We start from the raw sequence: 21,158 nt of genomic DNA on the forward strand, positions 1-21,158 counted from the left end.
GGACTGGTCGACACCGATCTGCTCGCCCTGACCGCGCGCGGCGCGGACGTACGGGTCGTCTACTCCCCGATGGACGCGCTCGCTCTTGCAGTGGCCCATCCGGACCGGCGGGTCGTGTTCCTCGCCGTGGGCTTCGAGACCACCGCGTCGGCCAACGCGATGGCGGTCCTGCGCGCCGCGGCGCTGGGCCTGACCAACTTCAGCCTGCTGGTCAGCCACATCCTGGTGCCCTGCGCCGCCTACTTCAACGCCGGTCGAACACCCACCTCGGAGCGTGTCCCGTGACCGCAGATCCCGCCCAGGCCGCGGAGTACGTTCCCGTCACGGGTGCCGACCAAGCCGATACCCTCGGCGACATGCAACGTCTGGCCGAGCGCGTGAGCGTGCCAGTTGGTGCGTGCAGCCGGTGCGAACCGCACGAGCGGCAAGTAGGTGTATGTTCTCGTCCTTACGCGTACAGCGTCCGGCGAAGTCAACCGGACAGGCGCACAGGCTCCTCGGTGACCTGCTCGATGTCGCCCGCGGCAGTGATCAGCAGGCGATGACCGAGGTCCGTCAGCGCTCGGGCGACGGCGACCTCGTCGCCGATCTCCGGGATGTCGTAGTCGTCCGGGCTCAACCACGCCCGCCCGGTGCCCAGTAGCCGGTCGCCCAGCTCGGTGCGCAGGCGTGCCTCGGCGTAGGTCTGTCCGTCGTTCTCTCCGATGAAGATCTCTACGGACCAGCGTTTCATGGTGGTCATGGCGACCTCCTCGATTGGTGTTCCACCTCCCAGTCTTCTCGTCTCGCAAGCGGCGCGCAGGGCCTTTGGTCCCGACTCGCGTGACCCTCGTCAGGCGGCTGGCTGTAGGCGCCGCGCGACAGGGTCGGGCTCGACGCCGTCGCTACGAGCCGCGCCGTGGCGTCGACGGCCACCACACCGCCGGGACCGGAGATGACCGGGTTGAGATCGAGCTCAGCAACCTGCGGGTGGTGCTCCGCCAGTAGCCCGAGACGTAGCAGGACCTCCTCCAGGGCGGCCGTGTCGGCGACAGCGCTGCCTCGGTAGCCCGTCAACAGCGGAGCTGCGCGCGGCGACCGCCACATCCGTGCCGCGTCCAGATCGGTCAACGCCACCAGCCGGAAGACACGGTCGCCCAGCACGTCGGTGAACACGCCGTGGCCAACCCGACGCGCACTGTGCCATCGTCGCGGTGCGGCACGATCTTGCCCGCGATGTTGGTCGTCACGCGTAGCATGGCCGCGTTTCCCGCCAGGACCTCGCCGGTCAGCTCCACGATGCCGCGTGTGCGTGCGCGGGCCCTACCTCGGCCGAGACGGCTGACGACCCGGGCACGGAGAAGAACCGGCTGCGCAAGGCGTCCACTGACCCACGCAGGTGCAGATCGGTGATGGCAAACCGTGTCTGCCACTGTGGCCGGCCCGATCACGATGACCGCGCCGTCGGCGGTCAGGACATCGACCTGGTCGCCGCCATCCCCGGCCAGCAGCGGGGCATCCGTCACACCCCCATTGTCGTCAGGCCGAGCCGATGCCGGGCGGAATTCGGTGCCGTCGTCGTCGCGCGCCCCGCCACAACTCGTCGGCACCCCACACCAGCACGGGGAAGGGCAGCAGCAGGGCAAGTTGGCTGGTCGTGGGCAGGGCGGTGTCGAACACGCGTTGCAGCGGCGGCAGCGTCACCACGGCGGCGGCGAAGGCGATCTCGAAGGCGATGCCCCACAGCAGCAGCCGGTTGGTGGTCACCCCGATCGACCGCAACGACGCGGTGTGCGTACGGGCGGCGAAGGCGGTGCCGATCTGGCAGGCGACGATGCCGAGAAACGTCATCGTGGTCGCCTGGTGCCACACGTGGTGCAGCGGGCTGCCCTCCTCGACGGAGGCGCCTGGCCGCCAACCGCCCTGCCACAGGGTCAGGAAGAACCCGGCGAGTACGAGCACGGCTGAGACGCCGCCGAGCAGCAACCAGGCGCGGGTGAGTATGCCGGCCCGGATCACGCCCTCGCCGCGCGGCCTCGGCGGACGGTCCATGAGCCCGGGCTCGGCGCGCTCGCGGCCCAGCGCAAGCGCGGGCAGCGTTTCGGTGCCCAAGTCGATCGCCAGGATCTGCAGCACCGTCAACGGCAGCGGCACCGTACCGCCCGACAGCGCGTACACCAGGAACGGAACGACCTCCGGGGTGGCGTGGGCGAAGATGTACAAGATGAATTTCCGCACGTTGTCGTAGACGCGCCGGCCCTCGCGTACGGCGGTGACGATGGTGGCGAAGTTGTCGTCGGTAAGCACCATCGTGGCCGCCTCGCGGGCCACATCGGTGCCGGTAGCCCCCATCGCGACGCCGATATCCGCGCGGCGCAGCGCGGGGGCATCGTTGACGCCGTCGCCCGTCATCGCCACTACGTTTCCCTCGGCGCGCAGCGCGTCAGCGATGCGCAGCTTGGCCTCAGGCGAGCTCCGCGCGAAGATCAGCTCCTGGTGGTGTCGGAGGAGTTCGTCGAGCTGGTGCTCGCTCAATGCGTCGAGTTCGGCGCCGGTGACGGCGCGGATGTGGCCGCCACGACCGATGCCCACCATCCGGGCGACCTCAGTGGCCGTCGCGGCGTTGTCACCGGTCACGACGATCAACCGAAGCCCGGCCGTATGGCACTGGGCGACCGCCGCGGGAACCTCCGGGCGAGGTGGGTCGAACATGGCGACCAGGCCCAGCAGCGTCAGGTCCCGCTCGACATCGTCGCGGTCCGTCGGTACCGGCGCGTCCGACAGCAGCGATCGGCGGGCCACGGCAAGCACGCGTAGTCCACGCCCGGCGTATCCCGCAAACGCTGCGGAGGCCGCCGTGCGGGCGTCGGGGGTCAACGGCTCCGCCGAGCCGTCCGCAGCCGTGACCTCGGTGCACCGGGCGAGCACCTCCTCGGGGGCGCCCTTGGTGTGGACCCAACGGTGGCCATCGACGTCGTCGATCGTGGACATCAGACGCAGCGCCGGGTCGAAGTGGAACTGCGCGCGACGTTTGGCCAGCCGTGCGCCGTGGTCCACGTCGTCGCCGAGAGCGGTCGCGGCGTTCAGCAGAGCGATCTCGGTCGGGTCACCAGTCGCGCGTTCGGGTGCCTCGCGGTCCAGTTCGGCGTTGTTGCAGGCGGCCGCCGCCCGTACCAGATGGTGTGCCACCATCGGCGCGGCCCGAAGCGTGGCCGCGTCGTTCAGGGCGACCGGGCTGGCCGGTGTCCACAAATCCGTGACCCGCATCCGGTTCTGCGTCAGCGTGCCCGTCTTGTCGGTACAGATCACGGTGGTCGAACCCAGCGTCTCCACCGCGCTGAGCCGCTTGACGACGGCGCCACGTCGGGCAAGCACACGTACGCCCACCGCCAGCGCGAGGGTGATCGTCGGCAACAGTCCCTCGGGCACGTTGGCGACGAGCAGGCCGATCGCGAAGTTGGCCGCGTCGGTCAGGGTCAGGCCGGCGCCCAGCATGGCCAGCGGCAGGAATGCCAGCCCAACGCCGATCGCCACCGCCGCGATCAGCCAGGCGACCCGGGTCACCTGACGTTCCAGCGGCGACGGCTCACGGCCCACCCGCTGGGACAATGCCGCGATGCGGCCCAGTTCGGTGCGCATGCCGGTGGCGAACACCAGCGCCGTCGCCTCGCCGCCCGTGCACGACGTGCCGCTGAACACGAGATCGCGCGCGTCGAGTAGCGGCCCGGACGCGTCCTCGAGCCGGGCCGACCGCAGCGCTGGCAGCGACTCGCCGTTGAGGGTCGACAGATCCACTTCGACCACGCCGTCCAGCAGCCGGGCGTCGGCACACACCCGATCGCCCTCGGCGATGACGAGTACGTCGCCCGGAACCAGCTCGCGGGCCTCAATGACCTGCTGGTGGCCGTCGCGAACCACGGTCGCGTGCGGCGGCAGGTACGCCGCGAGCGCCTCGACTGCCCGCTCGGCCTGGCGCTCCTGGGCGAACGCCACTACCGCGTTCAGGCCGATCACCGCCACGATCGCCACCGCGAGCGGCATCGTGCCGGACACCGCCGACAACAGCGCGGCCAGCCACAGCAGCAACGCCAGCGGGTGCGTCACCTGAGCCAACAGCTCGCGCGGCCATTGCCGGCCACGCTGACGGGCCAGCTCGTTGGCCCCGTACACCGTCATCCGACGCCGCGCCTCGCGCCCGGACAGGCCGCCACGTCCGGTTCGTAGATCGCGCATCAGCAAGTCGACCGGCTCCAGCGGGTTGCCGACCGGCTCGACCTCAACTCCGGCCGCTACACCCGCCCTCGCGCCATCCGACACGCTGCTCACCCGTCCATTAACGCTGGCCCGGACTGATTCCCGACGCGGATCCACCGCCCGCACAGACACCGCCTACCGGTTTCCAACCCTCCTCCGCGTCAGGTGGGGCACCAGGGGCTATTGGTCCTGATGTGCTGGCCGCCCGTTGCCGACGGTTGGTCGCCGAAGTGATCGAATGACCGGCGCCCGGTGCCGCCGTGGCGCACGCTGGGGGTGCTGGCAGCGCGTCGCGGATAGTGCGAGGAGATCGGCGTGAAGGCCAAGGTAGGAGATCGTCTTGTGCTCGAGCCAACGCACCCCGGCTCACCCCGGCGCGTCGGCGTCATCACCGAGCTCCACCACGACGACGGCAGCCCGCCCTACACCGTGCGCTGGCTTGACGACGAGCACGAAACCCTCGTCTATCCCGGACCGGAGGGACGGGTGGAAGCAGGACACAGGTAGTGGCGGAGGGAAACCAGCAACGGCTGGAAAGTCGGTGGGCAGCGCTGACTCGACGTTCTGCTCCTACGATGGCGGAACGGCATCTTCCGCGGCAGGGCACTTGGTCTCCCGCGACCGGGACCATCGTCGTCCGGCGAGGCGACTGCTCGCGCTGTCAGCTTTGCCGGATCAGCCGGGAACGTCATATCGGGCGGCCGCTGCCGGCATGAGGCTGAAGGCGGTCTCCTCCTCCTGTGCGTTGTGCAGCCGCAGGATGGCGTACAGGCCGTAGAGCAGTCCCCGCAACTCGACGACGTCCTCCGGGTCCGAGCTGTCGCCGATCTCGTCGAGTACATACCGAAGCCGGGTGATCTGGTGCTCGATCTCGGCGTGGGTGCGACTGATCGCGCCGACGGTCTCCGGTCCGCCCAGCGTCCGCGCCACGATGGGGAGCAGTTCCGCCTCATCGGCCCGCTCGTGCGCCAAGAGGTCGGACTCCAGCCGGTCCTGCAGGCTCCGTGCGGGGGCGAGATCACCATCCGTTGTCAGCGTGGCGGCGACGGTCCGCACCTGCTCGACGATCGGTCGTACGGCATGGTGTTGCGCGAAGAGTCGGCGGGCGGTGACCAGATCCCCGGGTGGCAGGACGACCGTGTGGGTTCGGGCCGGCAGCAGCGCCCGCAGGGCGAGCGCGATCGCCACGATGTCGATCGCCTCCTGTGTCAGCGCACCGACGGCGGGCGTTAGCAGACCCACCGCGGCGGCCGCCATGCCGATCAGCGACAGGCCCATACCGACGACAACAGCCTGCAAGGCGATCCGACGGGCACGTCGGGCGATGATGATCGCGTCGGCTAGCGCGTCAATCCGGTCCGCGGTGAGGACAATGTCAGCGGCTTCGGCGGAGGCCGTGACGCCGCGCGCCGCCAGCGCCACGCCTACATCCGCCGCGGCCAGCGCGGGCGCGTCGTTGATGCCGTCTCCCACCATGACCGTCGGCTGGTTTGCCTGCTCGGCCCGGACGATCGCGAGCTTGCCGGCTGGGTCGCGTTCGGCGTGCACGGCGTCGACACCGACGATGCGGCCGACCATCTGGGCCACGTCGGCCCGGTCGCCGGTGAGCAGGACCATCCGGTTGATACCGGCGGCACGCAGCGCGCGCACCATTCGCGGCGCCTCTGGACGCAGCGGATCCTCAAGCAGGAGGACACCGGCCGGAATGTCGTCGACTGATGCGAAGACGGTCAACGACCCGTCCATGGCTGCCCGGCGGCGTGCGTGGCGAACCCACGCGGGCGCCTGCCCGTCGACGACCCACGTCGCCTTGCCAAGTCGGACGCGGTGCCCGTCGACAACACCCTCGACGCCGTACCCGTGCCGCTCGACGACCTGCGTCGGCATTGTCAGCGGCAAATCGCGGGCCGCGGCGGCGGTCACGATGGCGCTGGCGAGCACATGTGCGGACGTCTGGTCGAGTGAGGCCGCGAGGCGTAGGAGTTCAGTGGCGTCCGCTGAGCCGGTCGTGATGATGTCGGCGACCGTGGGCCGGCCACGCGTCAGCGTCCCGGTCTTGTCGAACAGCAGTACCCGTCCGGCGGCGAGACGCTCCAGGGCCGAGCCGCCCTTGATCACCACGCTGGCACGCGCGGCTCGGGAGAGCCCTGACATGATCGCGATGGGAGCGGCGAGGAGCAGTGGGCATGGAGTGGCCACGACGAGGACCGCGACCGCCCGCACGGCGTCGCCCGTGAGGGCCCACGCCACCCCGGCGAGCGCGAGCGTCAGCGGCACGAACGCGACCGCGAACCGGTCGGCGACACGTACGAACGGCGCGTTGTCCGCGCGTGCGTGTTCGACCAGCCGTACCAGCCCGGCGTACGTCGACTCGCCCGCCGTCGCGGTCGCGCGCATCTGCGCTGGCGAACCGGCATTCACGACACCGCTGCGTACGTCCTCGCCCGCGCGGCGCTCGACCGGCCGGGCCTCGCCGGTCAGCGCGGACTCGTCCAGGACCGCCGGGCCGAGCAGACGCCCGTCCACGGGAACGATCTCGCCGGAGCCGACGATCAACGCGTCGCCCGCGACTACCTCGTCGACGGGGACCTCGTCTACACCCGACGGGGTGAGCCGCCGGGCCACCCGGGGTGCTCGCGCGGCGAGCAGGCTCAGTTCCCGGCGCGCACGGGCCTCGGCTCTCGTCTCGAGCAGTACGCCGCTGGCCAGCATCACCGCGATGACCGCACCCGCGAGCGGCTCGCCCACCGCGAGCGCGCCGACGAGTGCGAGCCATGCGATGACGTCGACGCTCGGGCGGCGATGGCGTACCGCATCGACGAGCGTGACGGTGGAGTAGGCCATTCCCAGCAGGGTCGCCGATACCCACAGCCCGACCGCGACCGAACGGGCACCCGCCGCGGCGGCGGCGACGCCGGCGAGGAGCAGCAGCGTGGACACCGCGAACAACAGCGGGATCGCGACATCGGCCAGCCGGCGCATCCCTGGGTGAGAGCGCCACCAACCCACACCTTCGGACATCCGGCTCACCTCAACTCCTATCGTCGCGCAGACGGGTACTCCGATTGGATCTTGCCCACATGCCGCGCCTGTTGCAGATCGAAATCAACACCCGCGAACGGCTCGACGAAGCCCACCGGATGCAGTGGCTCGGTGAAGTCGCTGCACGTGAGGAGAGCCTACGGCACATCGCGAGCAAGAAAACGCAGGCCGACCGACTGCGCCGCCACGCCGAGCAGGGCGAGGCTGAGCCATCGGCGCTGTCGTGACCTGTCGATCGCGATGCGGTATGCCCTGGCCGGCCGACAAGAACTCACCGTGCGCCGGACACCGAAGAAGTGAACACGGCGAGCAACCAGGGAAGCCGCTGAAGCAATGGCTCGCCGTCAGACCCCGCCCGGCGACAGTCTGAGCACCCTACCGACGCACGCCATCGACGATAGGGGGCCGGGAGTCCTATCCGCGATGCTGGAATGTCGGGGCTTTGGGTAAGGTGAACTCCTGGTGTGCCGGGAAGTCTGGTCGGCGTTGTTCGTTGGTGCGACGACGCGGAGGCTTCAATGAGGGACCACCATGCGGGCCGCTGACCTTGCGGTTTCCTACCCGACCGTGGGGTTGGGCACCTCGGCGTTGGAGGCGGCCCGGCTGCTCGCCGGGGCTGATCTGCCTGGGCTGATCGTCGTTGACGCGGCGGAGCGGCCGTACACGATCCTGCCGGGAACCCAGGTGCTGCGGCTGGCCGTTCCGGCGTACTGCCAGGAGGACCCGGCCCTGGCCCGGGTGATCGACGAAGCGCACGCGGACACGTTCCTGCGCGACCTGGCTGACCGTACGGTCGCCGAGTGCCTGCCGACCCCGGAGCGGGAGCTGGCGGTGGTGGCGCCGGACGCGACGGTGCTGGAGATCGCCGCGCTCATGGCCCGCACCCGCAGCCCGCTCGTGGCCGTGGTTGACGGGCGGACGATGCTCGGGGCGGTCACCCTGGACGCGTTGCTGGACCGGATGCTCGCCTCGTGACCGCGCTGTCGTGGATCACGGTGGCGGTGTTCGTCACCGTGTACGTCTTCATCGCCACCGAGTGGGTACACCGCGTCGCCGCCGCGCTCGCCGGTGCGGTCGTGGTCCTGCTGCTGGGAGCCACGGATGCCGAGCACGCGTTCTTCTCGCCCGAGGCCGGCGTCGACTGGAACGTCATCTTCCTGCTCGTCGGCATGATGCTCATCGTCGCGGTACTCAAACGGACCGGCGTGTTCGAGTACCTGGCGATCTGGGCGGCCAAGCGCGCCAAGGGCCGACCGTTCCGGGTCATGGTGATCCTCGTCCTCGTCACCGCCGTCGTCTCCGCGGCACTGGACAACGTGACGACCGTGCTGCTCGTCGCGCCGGTGACCTTCCTGGTCTGTGAACGGCTGGGTGTGCCGGTGGTGCCGTTCCTCATCGCTGAGGTGCTGGCGTCCAACATCGGCGGCGCCGCGACCCTCGTCGGCGACCCACCCAACATCATCATCGCCAGCCGGTCCGGGCTCACGTTCACCGACTTCCTGGTCGTCCTCGGGCCGTTCGTCCTCGGCGTTCTGGTCGTGTTCCTCGGGCTGTGCCGGTGGCTGTTCCGGGCGGCGTTCCGCTACGACCCCGACCGCGCCGCCCAGATAGCCACACTGCGCGAACGCGACGCGATCCGCGACCGGCGCCTGCTCATCGTCAGCCTTATCGTGCTGGCGGTCGTGCTCGTCGCGTTCCTGGCCCACAACGTGCTGCACTACGAGCCGTCCATCGTGGCGGTCTGCGGCGGGCTGCTGCTGCTCGGCCTGTCCCGGCTGGACGCGGCCGAGGTGGCCCGCGACGTGGAGTGGCCCACCCTGGTGTTCTTCGCGGGCCTGTTCGTCATGGTCGGCGCCCTGGTCAACACCGGCGTCGTCGACACCGTCGCGCGCGCGGCGATCGACGCCACCGACGGCCGGCTCTGGCTGGGGTCGATGGTGCTGCTGTGGGGATCGGCGGCACTGTCGGCGATCATCGACAACATCCCGTACGTGGCCACGATGAGCCCGATCGTCGACCAGATGGTCGACGCCGGCCCGGACAGCGGTCAGGCGCGGGCACTGTGGTGGGCGCTCGCGATCGGAGCGGACCTGGGCGGCAACGCCACCGCGGTCGGCGCCTCAGCCAACGTGGTGGTCCTCGGCATCGCCGCCCGCGCCGGCAAGCCCATCTCGTTCTGGCAGTTCACCCGCTACGGACTGATCGTCGCCGTGATCACGGTTGCGCTCGCCGTGCCGTATCTGTACCTAAGATTTTTCGCTTTTGCGTGATACCCGTTTCGGAGCCTGTGGCTGCTACGTCGCATTGACGGGGGAGGACCCATGCAGACGTCACCAACGCCGGTGGTCGCCGTCCGGGAGCTGGTGAAGCATTACGGTGCGGTGCGCGCCGTGGACGGGGTCGACTTCACCGTGACCGCCGGGGAGATCTACGCGTTGCTGGGGCTCAACGGGGCCGGCAAGACGACGACGATCAGGATGCTGTTGTCGATGATCAGCCCTACCTCCGGATCGGTGTCCCTGTTCGGCGAGCCGGTCACGCCCACCGCGAGGCACCTGTGGTCCAAGGTCGGCTATCTGGTCGAAACCCCGGCCGCCTATCCGGAACTGACGGTGCGCCAGAACATCGCGGTCATGGCACGCCTCAAGCGCATGCCCGCCCACACCGTCGACACGACGGTTGAGCGGTTGGGCCTTACGCCCTATGCCGACCGCAGGTCGCGTGAGCTGTCGCTGGGCAACCAGCAGCGCCTCGGCCTGGCCAAAGCACTGCTGGGCCAACCGGCTCTGCTGATCCTCGACGAACCGGCCAACGGACTCGACCCCGCCGGTGTCACCGAGATCCGCCAGCTGCTCAAGGACCTGGCGGCGGCCGGGGCCGCGATCCTGCTCTCCAGCCATATCCTGGCCGAGGTCGCCAAGCTGGCCACCCGCATCGGCATCATCCACCACGGCAAGATGATCACCGAAATCGCCGCCAGCGACCTTGCCCTGCACGCCCGACGCCGGCTGGAGATCGGCTCCCGCGACCAGCGAGCGGCCGCCCGGATCCTGGCCGAAGCGGGCTACCCGCCACAACCAGCCGGGCAGCTGCTCGCGCTCACAGCCGACGACGCGGTGACATCCCCGGACCGCATCGCCACCGTACTCGTGGCAGCCGGCTGCCCACCGACGCATCTGGCCATCCGAGAGGACGACCTCGAGACGGTGTTCCTGCGCCTGACCCGACAGGAGACGCACCCATGAGCGCCGCCCTGCACATCGAATGGATCAAACTGGTCCGGTCACGGCTGTGGTGGATCACTGTGCTGGCCATCACCGTCGGCGCGGCCGCGGGCGGGCTGTTCATGTTCATCTCGCTGCATCCCCTGAAAGCCCGCGACCTCGGTCTGCTCGGCGCGAAAGCGCAGCTCGCGACGCTGGAACCTACCTGGCCGTCGTACTACGGGCTGCTGGCGCAGACCGTCGCCATCGGCGGATTCCTGATCTTCGGAATGGTGGTGCTGTGGATGTTCGGGCGGGAGTTCGCCGATCACACCGCCAAGGATCTCCTCGCCCTACCGACCAGCCGGACAACCATCGTGATCGCGAAATTCGCGATCGCCGCCGCCTGGTGCCTCGTGCTGACCATCTTCCTGTTCACGCTCGGCACCGCCCTAGGCACGGTGTTGGGCATACCCGGGTTCGGGTTGCGCGTGTGTGCGTCCGGGGCAGGCCGGGTTGTGGCCACCGCGGCGTTGACGATGGCGCTGGTGACCGTCCTGGGCCTGGCCGCCAGCATCGGACGCGGCTACCTGGCCGCCGTGGGGGTGCTGTTCGCGGTGCTGTTCACCGCCCAGATCGTCGCCGCCCTCGGGTACGGACCCTGGTTCGCGTTCTCCGTGCCGGCCATGCACGCCGGGATCACCGGCGACCAGGACCGGCCCACCGCGTTCGGATACGCCACCGTCGCGCTCGTCGCGGGCATCTGTGTGTCAGCGACGGCCCGCTGGTGGCAGCGTGCTGATCACGCCAACTGATCCTCCAGTCTCGCCGGTTCCCCTTGTTGGTGGGCGTGGGGTATGTTGTGCGCCGGTGTGCCGGGAAGCCTGGTCGGCAAAGTGATGTTTGCCGGATCCTGCCGTGGAGCACGCCTTGACGATTCAAATCCTGCTCGCCCTCGCCGGTCTCGCGCTGCTCACCGTGGCTGCTGACCATCTCGTTCTGGGCTCGTCGCGGCTGGCCGCGCGCATGCGGATCAGCCCTGTCGTGGTCGGCGTCGTCGTGATCGGGCTGGGCACCTCGGCACCGGAGTTCCTCGTGTCAGGTGTGGCCGCCGCCCGCGGCGACGCTGGTATCGCACTGGGCAACATCACCGGCTCGAACATCCTCAACCTGACCCTCATCCTCGGCGTAGCCGCCCTGATCGCCCGAGTCGCCGTCGCATCCACGGTCATCCGCCGCGAGGTGCCGCTGGCTGTCGCGGCGGTGATCCTGTTCGGGCTTCTCGCCTGGCTCGGACTGACCGTGATCAGCGGCATGGTCCTCGTGGCCGCCGCCATTGGCGCACTGTGGCTGCTGGTGCGCTGGGCGGGGGAGGGCCGCAACGCCGAACTGGCCGAACAGGCCGTGGAACACACCGAGGGCGACCCCGAAACCGGTGAAGGCCCCGCCATGCTCACCGCGCGCGCCGAGCGCGTGCGGTGGCGACCGCCCGCATGGTTCGAGCCGGTCCGCGCCGTGCTCGGGCTTGCCGGCGTCCTGGCCGGTGCACAGCTACTGGTCGCCAACGCCTCGGCTATCGCCACGGACCTGGGCGTACCACAACTGATCATCGGGTTCACGCTCGTCGCGTTGGGCACCTCCCTGCCGGAACTGGTCACCACGATCCAAGCGCAGCGGCGCGGCGAATCCGACCTCGTGGTCGGCAACCTGTTCGGGTCGAACCTGTTCAACAGCCTCGCCGGCGGCGCCGTGGTCGCCTTCGCCGCCCCCGGCGCCGTCCCCGCCGCCGGCGTCGCACTCATCCTCACGATGATCCTGACCGGGGCACTGGCGTGGGCACTGCTACGTCGCGGCCTCGCACTGACCCGGGTGGAGGGCGCGGCCCTGCTCGCGGCGTACGCGCTTACGGTGCCGCTGCTGCTTGCCGGCTGAGCTCAGGCGCGGCGTGAACTGGCGAATTGCCGAAGCCCAGCAAGATCATTACGTGGTAGTCGTCCGCGCGTCGACCTAGAACCACAGCAGGAGCGGACCGATGCTGTACGGCATGACCAGCGATACCGCCGTGCTGACCGAGGACTTGACCAAGTTCTACGGCTCCCAGCGCGGCATCGAAAAACTCAACCTCGACGTCCGCACCGGCGAGGTGATGGGATTCCTCGGTCCCAACGGCGCCGGGAAGACCACCACCATCCGGCTACTACTGGACTTCCTGCGCCCCGACCGGGGCCACGCCCGCATCCTGGGCATGGACCCGCGCCGGGACAAGGCCACCCTGCACCGCCAGATCGGCTACCTGCCCGGCGAACTCGCCTTTCCCGGCCGCGAGACAGCCGCCGACCTGCTGCGCTTCTTCGCCGACGCGCGCGGCGACGTGCCGTGGACTGCCGTCACCAGCCTGGCCGAGCGCCTCGACCTCGACCTGTCCCGTCCGGTGCGGGCCATGTCGAAGGGCAACAAGCAGAAGGTCGGGCTGGTGCAGGCGTTCATGCACCAGCCGGCGCTGCTGATCCTCGACGAGCCGACCAGCGGCCTGGACCCGCTCATGCAGCAGGAGTTCCTCGCCATGGTCCGCGAGGCGCGCGACGCCGGCCAGACCGTGTTCATGTCGTCTCACGTACTCGCCGAGGTCCAGTCGGCCGCCGACCGGGTCGCGATCGTCCGCAACGGGCAGTTGGCCGCCGTGGAGAAGGTCGAGTCGCTGGGCCGTCGGGCCGTCCGCTCGGTCGAGATCCACTTCGGTGACCCGGTGCACGCCTCGGAGTTCACCGGCCTACCGGGCGTGACCGGAGTGGAGGTCGCCGGACCAGTGCTGCGCTGCACCGTCGACGGCCGCCTCGATCCGCTGATCAAGGCGGCTGCCCGACACGAGGTCATCGACCTGCTCTCGGCCGAGCCTGACCTGGAAGAGACGTTCCTGTCCTACTACTACACCGGGGAGGGTACGAGCGATGCTGCCGCCGCTGGTGCGTAAGACCTGGCGCGACGACCGCCGCGCCATCATCGGCTGGGCGCTCGGTGTCGGCGTGTTCACCGCGATCTACACCGGCTTCTACAGCCAGTTCCAGGGCGCCGCCGAGCTCAAGCAGAACGCCTTGCCCAAGGGCATGCTGGACTTCCTCGGCATTGCCGACATGCTGTCCCCGGCCGGCTACCTGCAGGCCACCGTCTTCTCCCTCGTCGGGCCGCTGCTGGTCCTCATGTGCGCGGTCACCCTGGCCGCCCGCACCATCGCCCGCCCCGAAGAGGACGGCGGCATGGAGCTGCTGCTGGCCAACCCGCTCTCACGTACCGCGTTCGCCGTTCAGCGGCTGGTAGCCGCCGCGGCCGCGATCACCCTGGTAGCTGTCATGCCATGGATCGTGCTCAGCGTGCTCGTCCCGGCGATCGGCATGGACGTCCCCGCCGGCAACGTCGCCGCCGCCTGTGTCGGCCTGCTCCTGCTGGCCTGGTGTTTCGCCGGCATCGCCTTCCTCACCGGCGCCCTCACCGGCAAACGCGGCGCTGTCCTGGCCGTCACCGGCGTGCTCGCCGTGGCCACCTACATGGCCAACGCCCTGTCCAACCTCAGCGACAACGCGACCTGGCTCAAATACGCCTCACCGTTCTACTACTTCATCGGCACCGACCCACTACACACCGGCTGGCACCCCGGAGCCCTGCTGCTGCTCGCCGGGATCGGCATCACCACCGCCCTCACCGGAGTGATCCTGTTCAACCGACGCGACGTCGGCGTCTAACCCACCTGCAGGTGGCCGCCACCGCACGGCGGTGGCCACCGCTCGCCAAGGAAGACCCGATGAGCAATCATCCCGAGGAACTCACCGAGCAGTGCGAGGCGTTGCTGCTGCTGCCACCCGGGGCCCACCGCGAGCGACAGGCGACCATCCTCGGTCGCAGCGCCGCCGACGCGACCGACAGCCTCGACGACCTCGTGACGGCCATGCTCAGCGCAGCCACCACCATGTGGACCCGGCGCAGCCCACAGCCCGACGAGACCCCCACCGCCGTGCACGCCCACGCCACGGACCTGCTCCGCACACTGACCGACGTCATCAACACCACCACCGCCGGCTTTCACGACCATATCCGCCGTCATCTGGCCGACCATGACGAACAACGCACCGGATTCGTCAACGACCTACTCACCGGACGCGCCGACCCCGGACACCTCGCCGAACGCGCCCACCGCTACGGCATCCGCCTTTCCGGCAGCCATGTTGTCACCGTGGCCTCCAGCCCAGCGTTCACCGACACCACAATCCGCGACATCGACGCGGCCCTGGCCTCCCGCTACGGCGCCGGAAACACCCTCACCACCCTGCGCGACGGTCAACTCATCTGCATCAGCACCAGCGGCCTTCGCGGACTACCCGCCGAACTCGCCCACCACCTACTCACCCGCCTCGGCACCAACACCTGGCAGATCGGCGTCGGCCGCGCACACCCAGGCATCAACGGCATCGCCACCTCCCTCGACGAAGCCCGCAACACCCTCGACCTCGCCGACAAGCTCGGCTTCACCACCCCGATCCTCAACGCCGCCGACCTGCTCGTCTTCCCCGTACTCCTTCGCGACCGCGACGCCATCACCGACCTCGTCACCACCGTCCTCGGCCCACTACAACACGCCCGCGGCGGCGCCCAGCCCTATCTCGACACCCTCACCGTCCTCTTCGACAACCAGGGCAACCACACCGCAACAGCCCGCCACATGCACCTATCCGTACGCGCCGTCACCTACCGCCTCGAGCGCATCCACGCACTCACCGGCTACCACCCCAACGAACCCACCCAACGGTTCACCCTGCACACCGCCGTACTCGGTGCCCGACTCCTCGGCTGGCCCCATTAAGGGTGAGCAGCGGCGCGGATCGTGTGCCAAACATCGCCGGGCACTTGCCGTCCCGGTCAGGGATCAGGAACCGTGCCCGGGTGGCACCCAGAATCCGAACCCGGCGGGTGGCGTGGTCGATGACCGCGAGGACATATCCGTTGGCCGGCAAGGGTCACCGTTTCGAATGGGTCGGGTCGAACCGATCATCGTCCGTACGCTGTGCGCTTGCGACCACCCGAACACGGTCTACGAAGTCGCCTGAACGCGACTACCGTCACCACGTCGGGTGGTGACGGTAGTCGCGCCGCTGGTTGAGCTCAGGGGGTGCGGGTGCACGTGGCCAAGGTGCCGCCACCGCCGCCCGTCCAGGTGCCCACGAAACCGAACGTGGTCGATGCGTTCGGCGCCAGTACGCCGTTGTAGGTCTCGTTCCTGATGATGTACGGGCTGGCCTTGCTGTCCGTGCGCCCACCCCACAGTTGGGTGATGATCGCGCCGCTCGGCAGGCTGAGCGTCACGGTCCACGATGTCGTCGTGTTGGTACCTGTGTTCTTCACGGTCACCTGGCCTTGGAAGCCGCCGGTCCAGATGTTGAGCGCGGCGGTCGCGGAGCAGGCGGGCGAGCCCGGCGCGGTTGTCGCCGGCGGAGTGGGGCTACACCCCGGCGGGAAGGTTACGAGCCTGCGCTCCGACGGCGCGGACACGTTGCCGGCGGCGTCGCGGGCGCGGACGTCGTAGTAAGCGGGTCCGACGATCTTCTCGGTAAAGGTCGTGGCGGCGGCGGTGGCGATCAGCGCGGGCGTGCCCGTGAGCGTGGATCGGTAGATGTCGTAGCCGGTGACGCCGACGTCGTCCGTCGAGGCGTCCCACGTCAGCGTCACTTGGAGCGTGCAGTTGACGAGGGCGCGGAGGTTGGTCGGGACACTTGGCGGTGTGGTGTCGGCGGCGGCCACGGCCGGCACGGGGACGTTGGCCGAGGCTGCAGCGGGAGCCAGGCCGGCCCCCAGGGCGACGGCGAGCGGGATGGCTACTGCGAGGACGGTTGAGCGTTTGAACATCATTGCCCCCCGAGATGGTGGAGACGCGTTGAAGGCCAGCTCACGCAATGGATGTTAGATACATTGAAGCAAGTCGACGTGACGACTTCAACTGATCCTAAGTGGCAATTGATCCATCGGATTCGATGATGATGCGGGCGACTTCGGCCGTGACCGCACAATCTGACAGGCGATGTCATCCGTGCGGGTTGCATGTTGCTACTCGTGGAGGATGCCGCCCGAGGCGATCGCGTCGGCGAATTCGCCGAGCCGGCGTGGTTCCCCAACGTTGACGTGTACGCGGAAAAGGGCTCCGCAGTGCCTACGGTAGTTGGCGCGACGCTGCCCAACCTGGAGGTTGGGCAGGTCCTGGACTTTGACACCGCTGAGCTGTTCGTCCGGGACGACGGCGATGGCAACCAGGAGGTCCCGGTGCCAGCGCAGGATGGTGTCGGGCCGTACCGTACCAGCCACTGGGCCCGACGCGGCTACCCGCCATAACTCCCGTAGCGGTACTAGCGCCGACCCGCCGGTTCTGGCGCGGTGAGTATCCGGGTGACGGGCGCCGATGCGGCGAACGGCCCGGGCACAACCTCACCTCGGGGCATCCCGCCGATGTCGGCGCTCAGGTCCAGATCAGACCCGTCGGGGTTGGTGTAGCCCATCTCGGCTTGGTAGCTGGTGCCGAGGCGCTCGGTGGTCACCGGGGCGACCACGTGGGTACCGCCCGGGTGGGCCACCTCGACGCGAAGGGTGCCGGCCGCGGCGTCGAGCACCTCGACCCGTACGGGTGATGCGCCTGTGATGATGGCGGTGGGTTCCGCGCGGAACGGCTCGGCGCCCTCCGCGTAGAGGTTGCCCTCGACCCAGACCGGGAGGCGCGGCCCGGCCAGCGCGCTGCCGTCCTCGTTCGGGTACTCCTTTGCCGTGGGGTAGGCGTCGTACTGCGAGGTGCCCACCGGGGTCGGCACGAAGGTGGCCTGCCCGGGCACGCCGTCCATGTCGATCGCGCCGGACCAGAAGCTCGCGAGCGTCGGCTCCGACTGCGGTTCGGTGTGCTCGGCGCGCGCCCGGTCGCCGACGAAGACGTTGTTGTAGAACCGGTTGTCTCCACCGAGGATGTTCGAGACTCCGTAGACGGCTGTGGAGTGCGGCAGGTGGTACGGGGTGTACCGCTGGTGCTCGGTGCAGTTCGCGATGCGACCCACGATGTAGTTGTGCACGTAGGCGCCGCCGGTGGACATGTCCTTGACCGCCCACGGCGACAGGAAGAGGTTCGAGTCCACGAGGTACGGGCCGTGGCAGACCTCGACCATGAAGTCCTCGGCGGTGGAGGCGTAGAAGACGTTGCGCCGTACCAGGGTGCCCTGGGCCTGCCAGTCGAGCCACAGGGCCCGGTGCGTGTGATGGATGGTGTTTCCGCTGATCACGGTGTCGATCGCGGCATGCAGCTTGATGCCGGCCACCTCGGCGCCGTGCCACTGTCGCTTCACGTGGATGCGGGAGATGTGGTTGTCGCTGATGGTCGAGAACGCCGCCCCCAGGTGCCCGACGATGCCGGCCTGCTCGCAGTCCCGGATCGTGTTGCGGCGCACCGTGTGGGAGCCGACGTGGTCGGAGTCCCACGGGTGCGGCTCGCCCGCGGCGGGCCCGCGCAGGGCGAGCGCCCGCTGGATCACCTCGCGCTCGCGCTGGGTGCCGCCCTTGGCGCCCTTCGGGCCTGCGGCCGCCTCGTTCTGCCCGGTGCTGGCCTCTTTGCCCAGCGAGACGCCGACGTTCTTCGAGTCGGTGATGGTGTTGTCCTCGATCACCCAGCCCTTCGACCAGTGCGGGCCGATCAGGCCCTCCTGCAGCGCCGTGGGCGGCGCCCACTGCGTGGCGGCCTTTGTCAGGGTGAAGCCGCGCACCGTGATGTGGTCGATGCCCGTGGCGGCGGGCCAGAAGACGAACGTGCGCGCGTTGATCTCGATCTGGTGCTCCGCCGGGTCGGCGCCCCCGAAGTTCGCCCAGATCGTGGTGACGTCGTCGCCCACCTCGCAGTACCAGGTAAGCAGCGAGCCCGCCTGGTCGAACGAGTCCACGGTGACCTCGGGGTGCTCGACGCCGGCCAAGGTCTGCGACTCGTACAACGACGTGCCGTCGAGATACACCTCGCCCGTGTGCCAGGTGTTGACCTGGTCGAAGAACCAGTCCCCACCGATGCGTTCGCGGTACGGGTTGCGCGACCCGAACAGGGAGTTCGGCACCGTCGCCACCCAGACCCGGCCGGCCGGGCCCGCGTGCGGATGCCAGTCGGCGATCACCTCGGCACCCGAGATCGTCACCGTCTCGAACAGGCCGTCCGCGCCCAGCGCAGCCTGGTAGGTGATCGGCGCGGCAGCCGTACCGCCGCGCGGCGGGTTCACCCACTCGCGGTACACGCCTTCGTGCACGACGACGGTGTCCCCCGGCTGGGCCAGCGCCGCGGCGGCACCGATCGTGAGCAGGGGGGCCTCCGCGGTTCCGGCGGCGGTGTCGGAACCAGACTTCGCGACGTGCAGCTCCACGCCGGGAACCTTAGCCTCAGGGACGGGGAAAGTAGGAGCGCTGCTCACCATTGATGATCTCAATTTAGACTTTCTCGATCTGCGTGAGCACCAATGCCGGCTGCGCCCGATTGCCACCGCAGATGGTGTTCGACGAGGCACCCTTGGTGCGTGCGCAGGAGGGTCACGACCGTGACACCGGCATCGGTCCTGTCCTCGCGCTGCGACTCGAGGGTGAGCGTGGCGACGGTGCCACCGTTGCGCAACGAACGACCGGCCGAACCGCCCGGGTATGTGTCACCGACGGTCTTGATCTGGACGAGCGAGTCGAGGGCAGACGACTTCTCGGCGATCTGGCCTGCCATTGCGGCCGGGAAGAGCGTCAATCCCACAGGCTCGCCCGGACCAGGCTGCAGGTAGCGGGCGATCGTGTCGCCGAGGATGTAGTCCTTCAGGATCTCCACGGCTACTCCTTTCAACGACCGTGTCGACGTAGCACCCAGCGGTGGCCGCGATTGAGCGCACGAAAGCCAACGACGGACTGCCGCATGGCTGTGCGCGCCTACGGTTACCCCTTGACGGAGCCTCACCCCGAGACAACTCAGGTCCATGGCTGGAGAGCGTCAGACCTCCGCCTCCTTCGGCTCCGGTTGCACGTACCCCCGGGCGACGAAGAACCGCTCGAGCAGGTAGCACCACCACAGGAGGAGCAGGCCGGGCACCACGAACACCGCGGGCATGAAGTTCCAGATGGCGACGCCCCCGAGGACCACGGCGATCCCGAGCAGGAACGTCAGGCTGGGCGTCGTCAGCCCCAACGTGAGCCCGTTGCGCACCTGGCGCCAGGTGGGGTTGGTGAAGCGGGCTACGAGGGGGAGGCACCAGAAGACCAGGACCAGGAGGAAAAGTCCGGCGACCATGAGCGGCACCCAGACCTCGGCCAGCCCGAGAGTGGGCAGGTAGGAGAGCGTGAGGATGCCGACGGCCGCGACCAGGGCGGCCAGCAGGCCGATGACGGTCGCCTGCCTCCAGCTCTGCCGCAACGCCTTCGTGGCGATGGCCCAGGGGCCTGCGTCCTTGCCCAGGACGTACCGGCGGCAAAGCTCGTAGGCGACAACCGTTCCCGCTCCCGCCGTCACGACAAGGCCGAGGCTCACGAGCCACAACAGGCTGATCACGATGACGGAGCCGAGCGAGTCCAGGATGCGCCACAGTCGCGACGCGGGGTTGAAGCGGAAGATGATCGGTGCCTCTCGGTGCGGAGTTGCGGGTCCTGAGGACGGGGGGGCTCCCGCGTGTGCGGGAGGCCGACGCCATCAGCCCTTCACGGAGCCGATCATGAGACCGGACACGAAGTGCTTCTGCAGGAACGGGTAGACGAACAGGATGGGGACGGCCGCCACCATGGCGATCGCCGACCGCAGCGCGATCGGTGTGGTGATCTGCCCGCCGTGTGCCCCGGCCGCGTTGCCCGCGGAGCTCGCGACGTTCACGCCGGCGTTCATCGAGTTCGCCAGCAGCTTCTGCAGCTCGTACTGCAGGGTGGTCAACGCCGGATCGCCCGAGTTGTAGAGCAGGGTGTCCAGCCAGGAGTTCCAGCTGCCGACGGCCACGAACAGACCCACCACGGCCAGCGTGGGCTTGCACAGCGGCATCACGATCTGCCACCACGTGCGGAACTCGCCCGCGCCGTCCATTCGTGCCGACTCGTAGATCTCGTCGGGGATCGACTTCATGTACGTGCGCAGGATGATCAGGTTGAACGCGCTGATGATCGTCGGCACCCAGTAGGCCTGGAAGCTGTTCAGCATGCCCAGGTCCTTGATGAGCAGGTAGTTGGGGATCAGCCCGGCGTCGAAGTACATCGTCAGCACGAAGATCAGCGTGATCGAGCGGCGGAAGATGAAATCCTTGCGGCTGAGCGCGTAGGCGAGCATCGAGGTGAAGAACAGGTTTGTCGCCACCACCACGACCGTCTTCAGGACGCTTATGAAGAACGCCTGGTAGATCGTGTGCATATTGAACACGACCTTGTAGTTCTGCAGCGAGAAGACCCGAGGCCAGATGCCGATCCCGCCACGGACGGCGTCCGAGCCGTCGTTCAGGGAGATGGCGAGCGTGTTCAGCAGCGGGTAGATCATGAGCGCCGCGAGGGCCAGCAGGAAGGTCGTGTTGAGCGTCGTGAAGATGATCCGCTCGATCGTCCACTTGTGACGCGGTGAACTGTTTCGTGATGTGCGCCGCGCCGGAGGCTTCGCGACAAGGGTGCTTGACATGAAGTCCT

General features: G+C 68.9%; 21 protein-coding genes. 11 read left to right on the forward strand and 10 right to left on the reverse strand.

Translation table 11 applies throughout. The features are described 5' to 3' along the window. Positions 1–18: 18 nt before the first annotated feature. On the forward strand, positions 19–285 hold the full coding sequence (locus ABD211_RS14520; RefSeq protein ID WP_344130976.1) for a hypothetical protein: 267 nt from the start codon (positions 19–21) through the stop codon (positions 283–285). Positions 286–472: 187 nt separating this feature from the next. On the opposite strand, the gene ABD211_RS14525 is transcribed toward ABD211_RS14520, so the two are convergent. The 4 genes from ABD211_RS14525 to ABD211_RS14540 are packed head-to-tail and all read right to left on the reverse strand — an operon-like array spanning position 473 to position 4,296. Further along, positions 473–742 carry a DUF1876 domain-containing protein gene (locus tag ABD211_RS14525; RefSeq protein WP_344130856.1) on the reverse strand — a complete coding sequence of 90 codons (270 nt, stop codon included), beginning with the start codon at positions 740–742 and terminating at the stop codon, positions 473–475. Continuing rightward, positions 739–1,155, reverse strand: a complete 417-nt coding sequence (locus ABD211_RS14530) for an acetate--CoA ligase family protein (RefSeq protein WP_344130859.1) — start codon at positions 1,153–1,155, stop codon at positions 739–741. Before ABD211_RS14530 ends, ABD211_RS14525 begins: the two co-directional genes overlap by 4 nt. After that, complete coding sequence (locus tag ABD211_RS14535; protein WP_344130862.1) at positions 1,107–1,505, reverse strand: hypothetical protein; 399 nt, start codon at positions 1,503–1,505, stop codon at positions 1,107–1,109. Before ABD211_RS14535 ends, ABD211_RS14530 begins: the two co-directional genes overlap by 49 nt. 13 nt (positions 1,506–1,518) lie before the next feature. Then, positions 1,519–4,296 (reverse strand): cation-translocating P-type ATPase, encoded by a 2,778-nt coding sequence (locus tag ABD211_RS14540; protein WP_344130865.1) that lies wholly within the window; start codon positions 4,294–4,296, stop codon positions 1,519–1,521. A gap of 252 nt (positions 4,297–4,548) precedes the next feature. On the opposite strand from ABD211_RS14540, the gene ABD211_RS14545 reads away from it, so the two are divergent. Next, positions 4,549–4,740: a DUF1918 domain-containing protein gene (locus tag ABD211_RS14545; protein WP_344130868.1), complete on the forward strand. Its 192-nt coding sequence runs from the start codon at positions 4,549–4,551 to the stop codon at positions 4,738–4,740. A gap of 168 nt (positions 4,741–4,908) precedes the next feature. Here ABD211_RS14545 and ABD211_RS14550 read toward each other — a convergent pair whose 3' ends face one another. Then, positions 4,909–7,254 (reverse strand): heavy metal translocating P-type ATPase, encoded by a 2,346-nt coding sequence (locus ABD211_RS14550; RefSeq protein WP_344130871.1) that lies wholly within the window; start codon positions 7,252–7,254, stop codon positions 4,909–4,911. A 59-nt stretch (positions 7,255–7,313) separates the two neighbouring features. On the opposite strand from ABD211_RS14550, the gene ABD211_RS14555 reads away from it, so the two are divergent. The 9 genes from ABD211_RS14555 to ABD211_RS14595 all read left to right on the forward strand — a co-directional run bounded on the left by ABD211_RS14555 (position 7,314) and on the right by ABD211_RS14595 (position 15,330). After that, positions 7,314–7,502, forward strand: coding sequence for a hypothetical protein (locus tag ABD211_RS14555; RefSeq protein WP_344130874.1), 189 nt, complete (start codon positions 7,314–7,316; stop codon positions 7,500–7,502). Positions 7,503–7,806: 304 nt separating this feature from the next. After that, positions 7,807–8,250 carry a CBS domain-containing protein gene (locus tag ABD211_RS14560; RefSeq protein ID WP_344130877.1) on the forward strand — a complete coding sequence of 148 codons (444 nt, stop codon included), beginning with the start codon at positions 7,807–7,809 and terminating at the stop codon, positions 8,248–8,250. Then, positions 8,247–9,545, forward strand: a complete 1,299-nt coding sequence (locus tag ABD211_RS14565; protein WP_344130880.1) for an ArsB/NhaD family transporter — start codon at positions 8,247–8,249, stop codon at positions 9,543–9,545. The genes ABD211_RS14560 and ABD211_RS14565 overlap by 4 nt, the downstream gene beginning before the upstream one ends. A gap of 51 nt (positions 9,546–9,596) precedes the next feature. Beyond that, on the forward strand, positions 9,597–10,520 hold the full coding sequence (locus tag ABD211_RS14570) for an ABC transporter ATP-binding protein (RefSeq protein WP_344130883.1): 924 nt from the start codon (positions 9,597–9,599) through the stop codon (positions 10,518–10,520). Next, a complete protein-coding gene (locus tag ABD211_RS14575) occupies positions 10,517–11,293 on the forward strand; it encodes an ABC transporter permease (protein WP_344130886.1) in 777 nt (258 codons plus the stop codon). Before ABD211_RS14570 ends, ABD211_RS14575 begins: the two co-directional genes overlap by 4 nt. Before the next feature lie 115 nt (positions 11,294–11,408). Continuing rightward, complete coding sequence (locus ABD211_RS14580; RefSeq protein WP_344130889.1) at positions 11,409–12,410, forward strand: calcium/sodium antiporter; 1,002 nt, start codon at positions 11,409–11,411, stop codon at positions 12,408–12,410. A gap of 112 nt (positions 12,411–12,522) precedes the next feature. Then, positions 12,523–13,449, forward strand: coding sequence for an ABC transporter ATP-binding protein (locus ABD211_RS14585; RefSeq protein WP_344130892.1), 927 nt, complete (start codon positions 12,523–12,525; stop codon positions 13,447–13,449). Further along, positions 13,427–14,215 carry an ABC transporter permease subunit gene (locus ABD211_RS14590; RefSeq protein ID WP_344130895.1) on the forward strand — a complete coding sequence of 263 codons (789 nt, stop codon included), beginning with the start codon at positions 13,427–13,429 and terminating at the stop codon, positions 14,213–14,215. The genes ABD211_RS14585 and ABD211_RS14590 overlap by 23 nt, the downstream gene beginning before the upstream one ends. A 59-nt stretch (positions 14,216–14,274) precedes the next feature. After that, on the forward strand, positions 14,275–15,330 hold the full coding sequence (locus tag ABD211_RS14595; protein WP_344130898.1) for a PucR family transcriptional regulator: 1,056 nt from the start codon (positions 14,275–14,277) through the stop codon (positions 15,328–15,330). 299 nt (positions 15,331–15,629) lie between these two features. Here the strand turns inward: ABD211_RS14595 and ABD211_RS14600 are convergent, their stop codons facing one another. From ABD211_RS14600 to ABD211_RS14620, 5 genes are all read right to left on the reverse strand, one after another. Then, entirely contained in the window at positions 15,630–16,370 is a 741-nt protein-coding gene (locus ABD211_RS14600; RefSeq protein WP_344130901.1) for a cellulose binding domain-containing protein, read from the reverse strand. Positions 16,371–16,864: 494 nt separating this feature from the next. Beyond that, entirely contained in the window at positions 16,865–18,895 is a 2,031-nt protein-coding gene (locus ABD211_RS14605) for a right-handed parallel beta-helix repeat-containing protein (protein WP_344130904.1), read from the reverse strand. Positions 18,896–18,954: 59 nt separating this feature from the next. Beyond that, positions 18,955–19,338 carry a hypothetical protein gene (locus ABD211_RS14610; protein ID WP_344130907.1) on the reverse strand — a complete coding sequence of 128 codons (384 nt, stop codon included), beginning with the start codon at positions 19,336–19,338 and terminating at the stop codon, positions 18,955–18,957. Between the two features lie 159 nt (positions 19,339–19,497). After that, entirely contained in the window at positions 19,498–20,052 is a 555-nt protein-coding gene (locus tag ABD211_RS14615) for a DUF624 domain-containing protein (protein ID WP_344130910.1), read from the reverse strand. 138 nt (positions 20,053–20,190) lie between these two features. Beyond that, positions 20,191–21,150, reverse strand: a complete 960-nt coding sequence (locus ABD211_RS14620) for a carbohydrate ABC transporter permease (RefSeq protein WP_344130913.1) — start codon at positions 21,148–21,150, stop codon at positions 20,191–20,193. Between the last annotated feature and the right edge of the window lie 8 nt (positions 21,151–21,158).

The sequence above is a fragment of the Luedemannella flava genome, assembly GCF_039528515.1.
GTDB lineage: Bacteria > Actinomycetota > Actinomycetes > Mycobacteriales > Micromonosporaceae > Luedemannella > Luedemannella flava.

Coding starts and splice junctions, on each gene's coding strand:
- ABD211_RS14525 (WP_344130856.1), bottom strand. CDS start 742: ATGACCACCATGAAACGCTGGTCCGTAGAGATCTTCATCGGAGAGAAC.
- ABD211_RS14550 (WP_344130871.1), bottom strand. CDS start 7,254: ATGTCCGAAGGTGTGGGTTGGTGGCGCTCTCACCCAGGGATGCGCCGG.
- ABD211_RS14555 (WP_344130874.1), top strand. CDS start 7,314: ATGCCGCGCCTGTTGCAGATCGAAATCAACACCCGCGAACGGCTCGAC.
- ABD211_RS14560 (WP_344130877.1), top strand. CDS start 7,807: ATGCGGGCCGCTGACCTTGCGGTTTCCTACCCGACCGTGGGGTTGGGC.
- ABD211_RS14570 (WP_344130883.1), top strand. CDS start 9,597: ATGCAGACGTCACCAACGCCGGTGGTCGCCGTCCGGGAGCTGGTGAAG.
- ABD211_RS14575 (WP_344130886.1), top strand. CDS start 10,517: ATGAGCGCCGCCCTGCACATCGAATGGATCAAACTGGTCCGGTCACGG.
- ABD211_RS14585 (WP_344130892.1), top strand. CDS start 12,523: ATGACCAGCGATACCGCCGTGCTGACCGAGGACTTGACCAAGTTCTAC.
- ABD211_RS14590 (WP_344130895.1), top strand. CDS start 13,427: ATGCTGCCGCCGCTGGTGCGTAAGACCTGGCGCGACGACCGCCGCGCC.
- ABD211_RS14595 (WP_344130898.1), top strand. CDS start 14,275: ATGAGCAATCATCCCGAGGAACTCACCGAGCAGTGCGAGGCGTTGCTG.
- ABD211_RS14600 (WP_344130901.1), bottom strand. CDS start 16,370: ATGTTCAAACGCTCAACCGTCCTCGCAGTAGCCATCCCGCTCGCCGTC.
- ABD211_RS14620 (WP_344130913.1), bottom strand. CDS start 21,150: ATGTCAAGCACCCTTGTCGCGAAGCCTCCGGCGCGGCGCACATCACGA.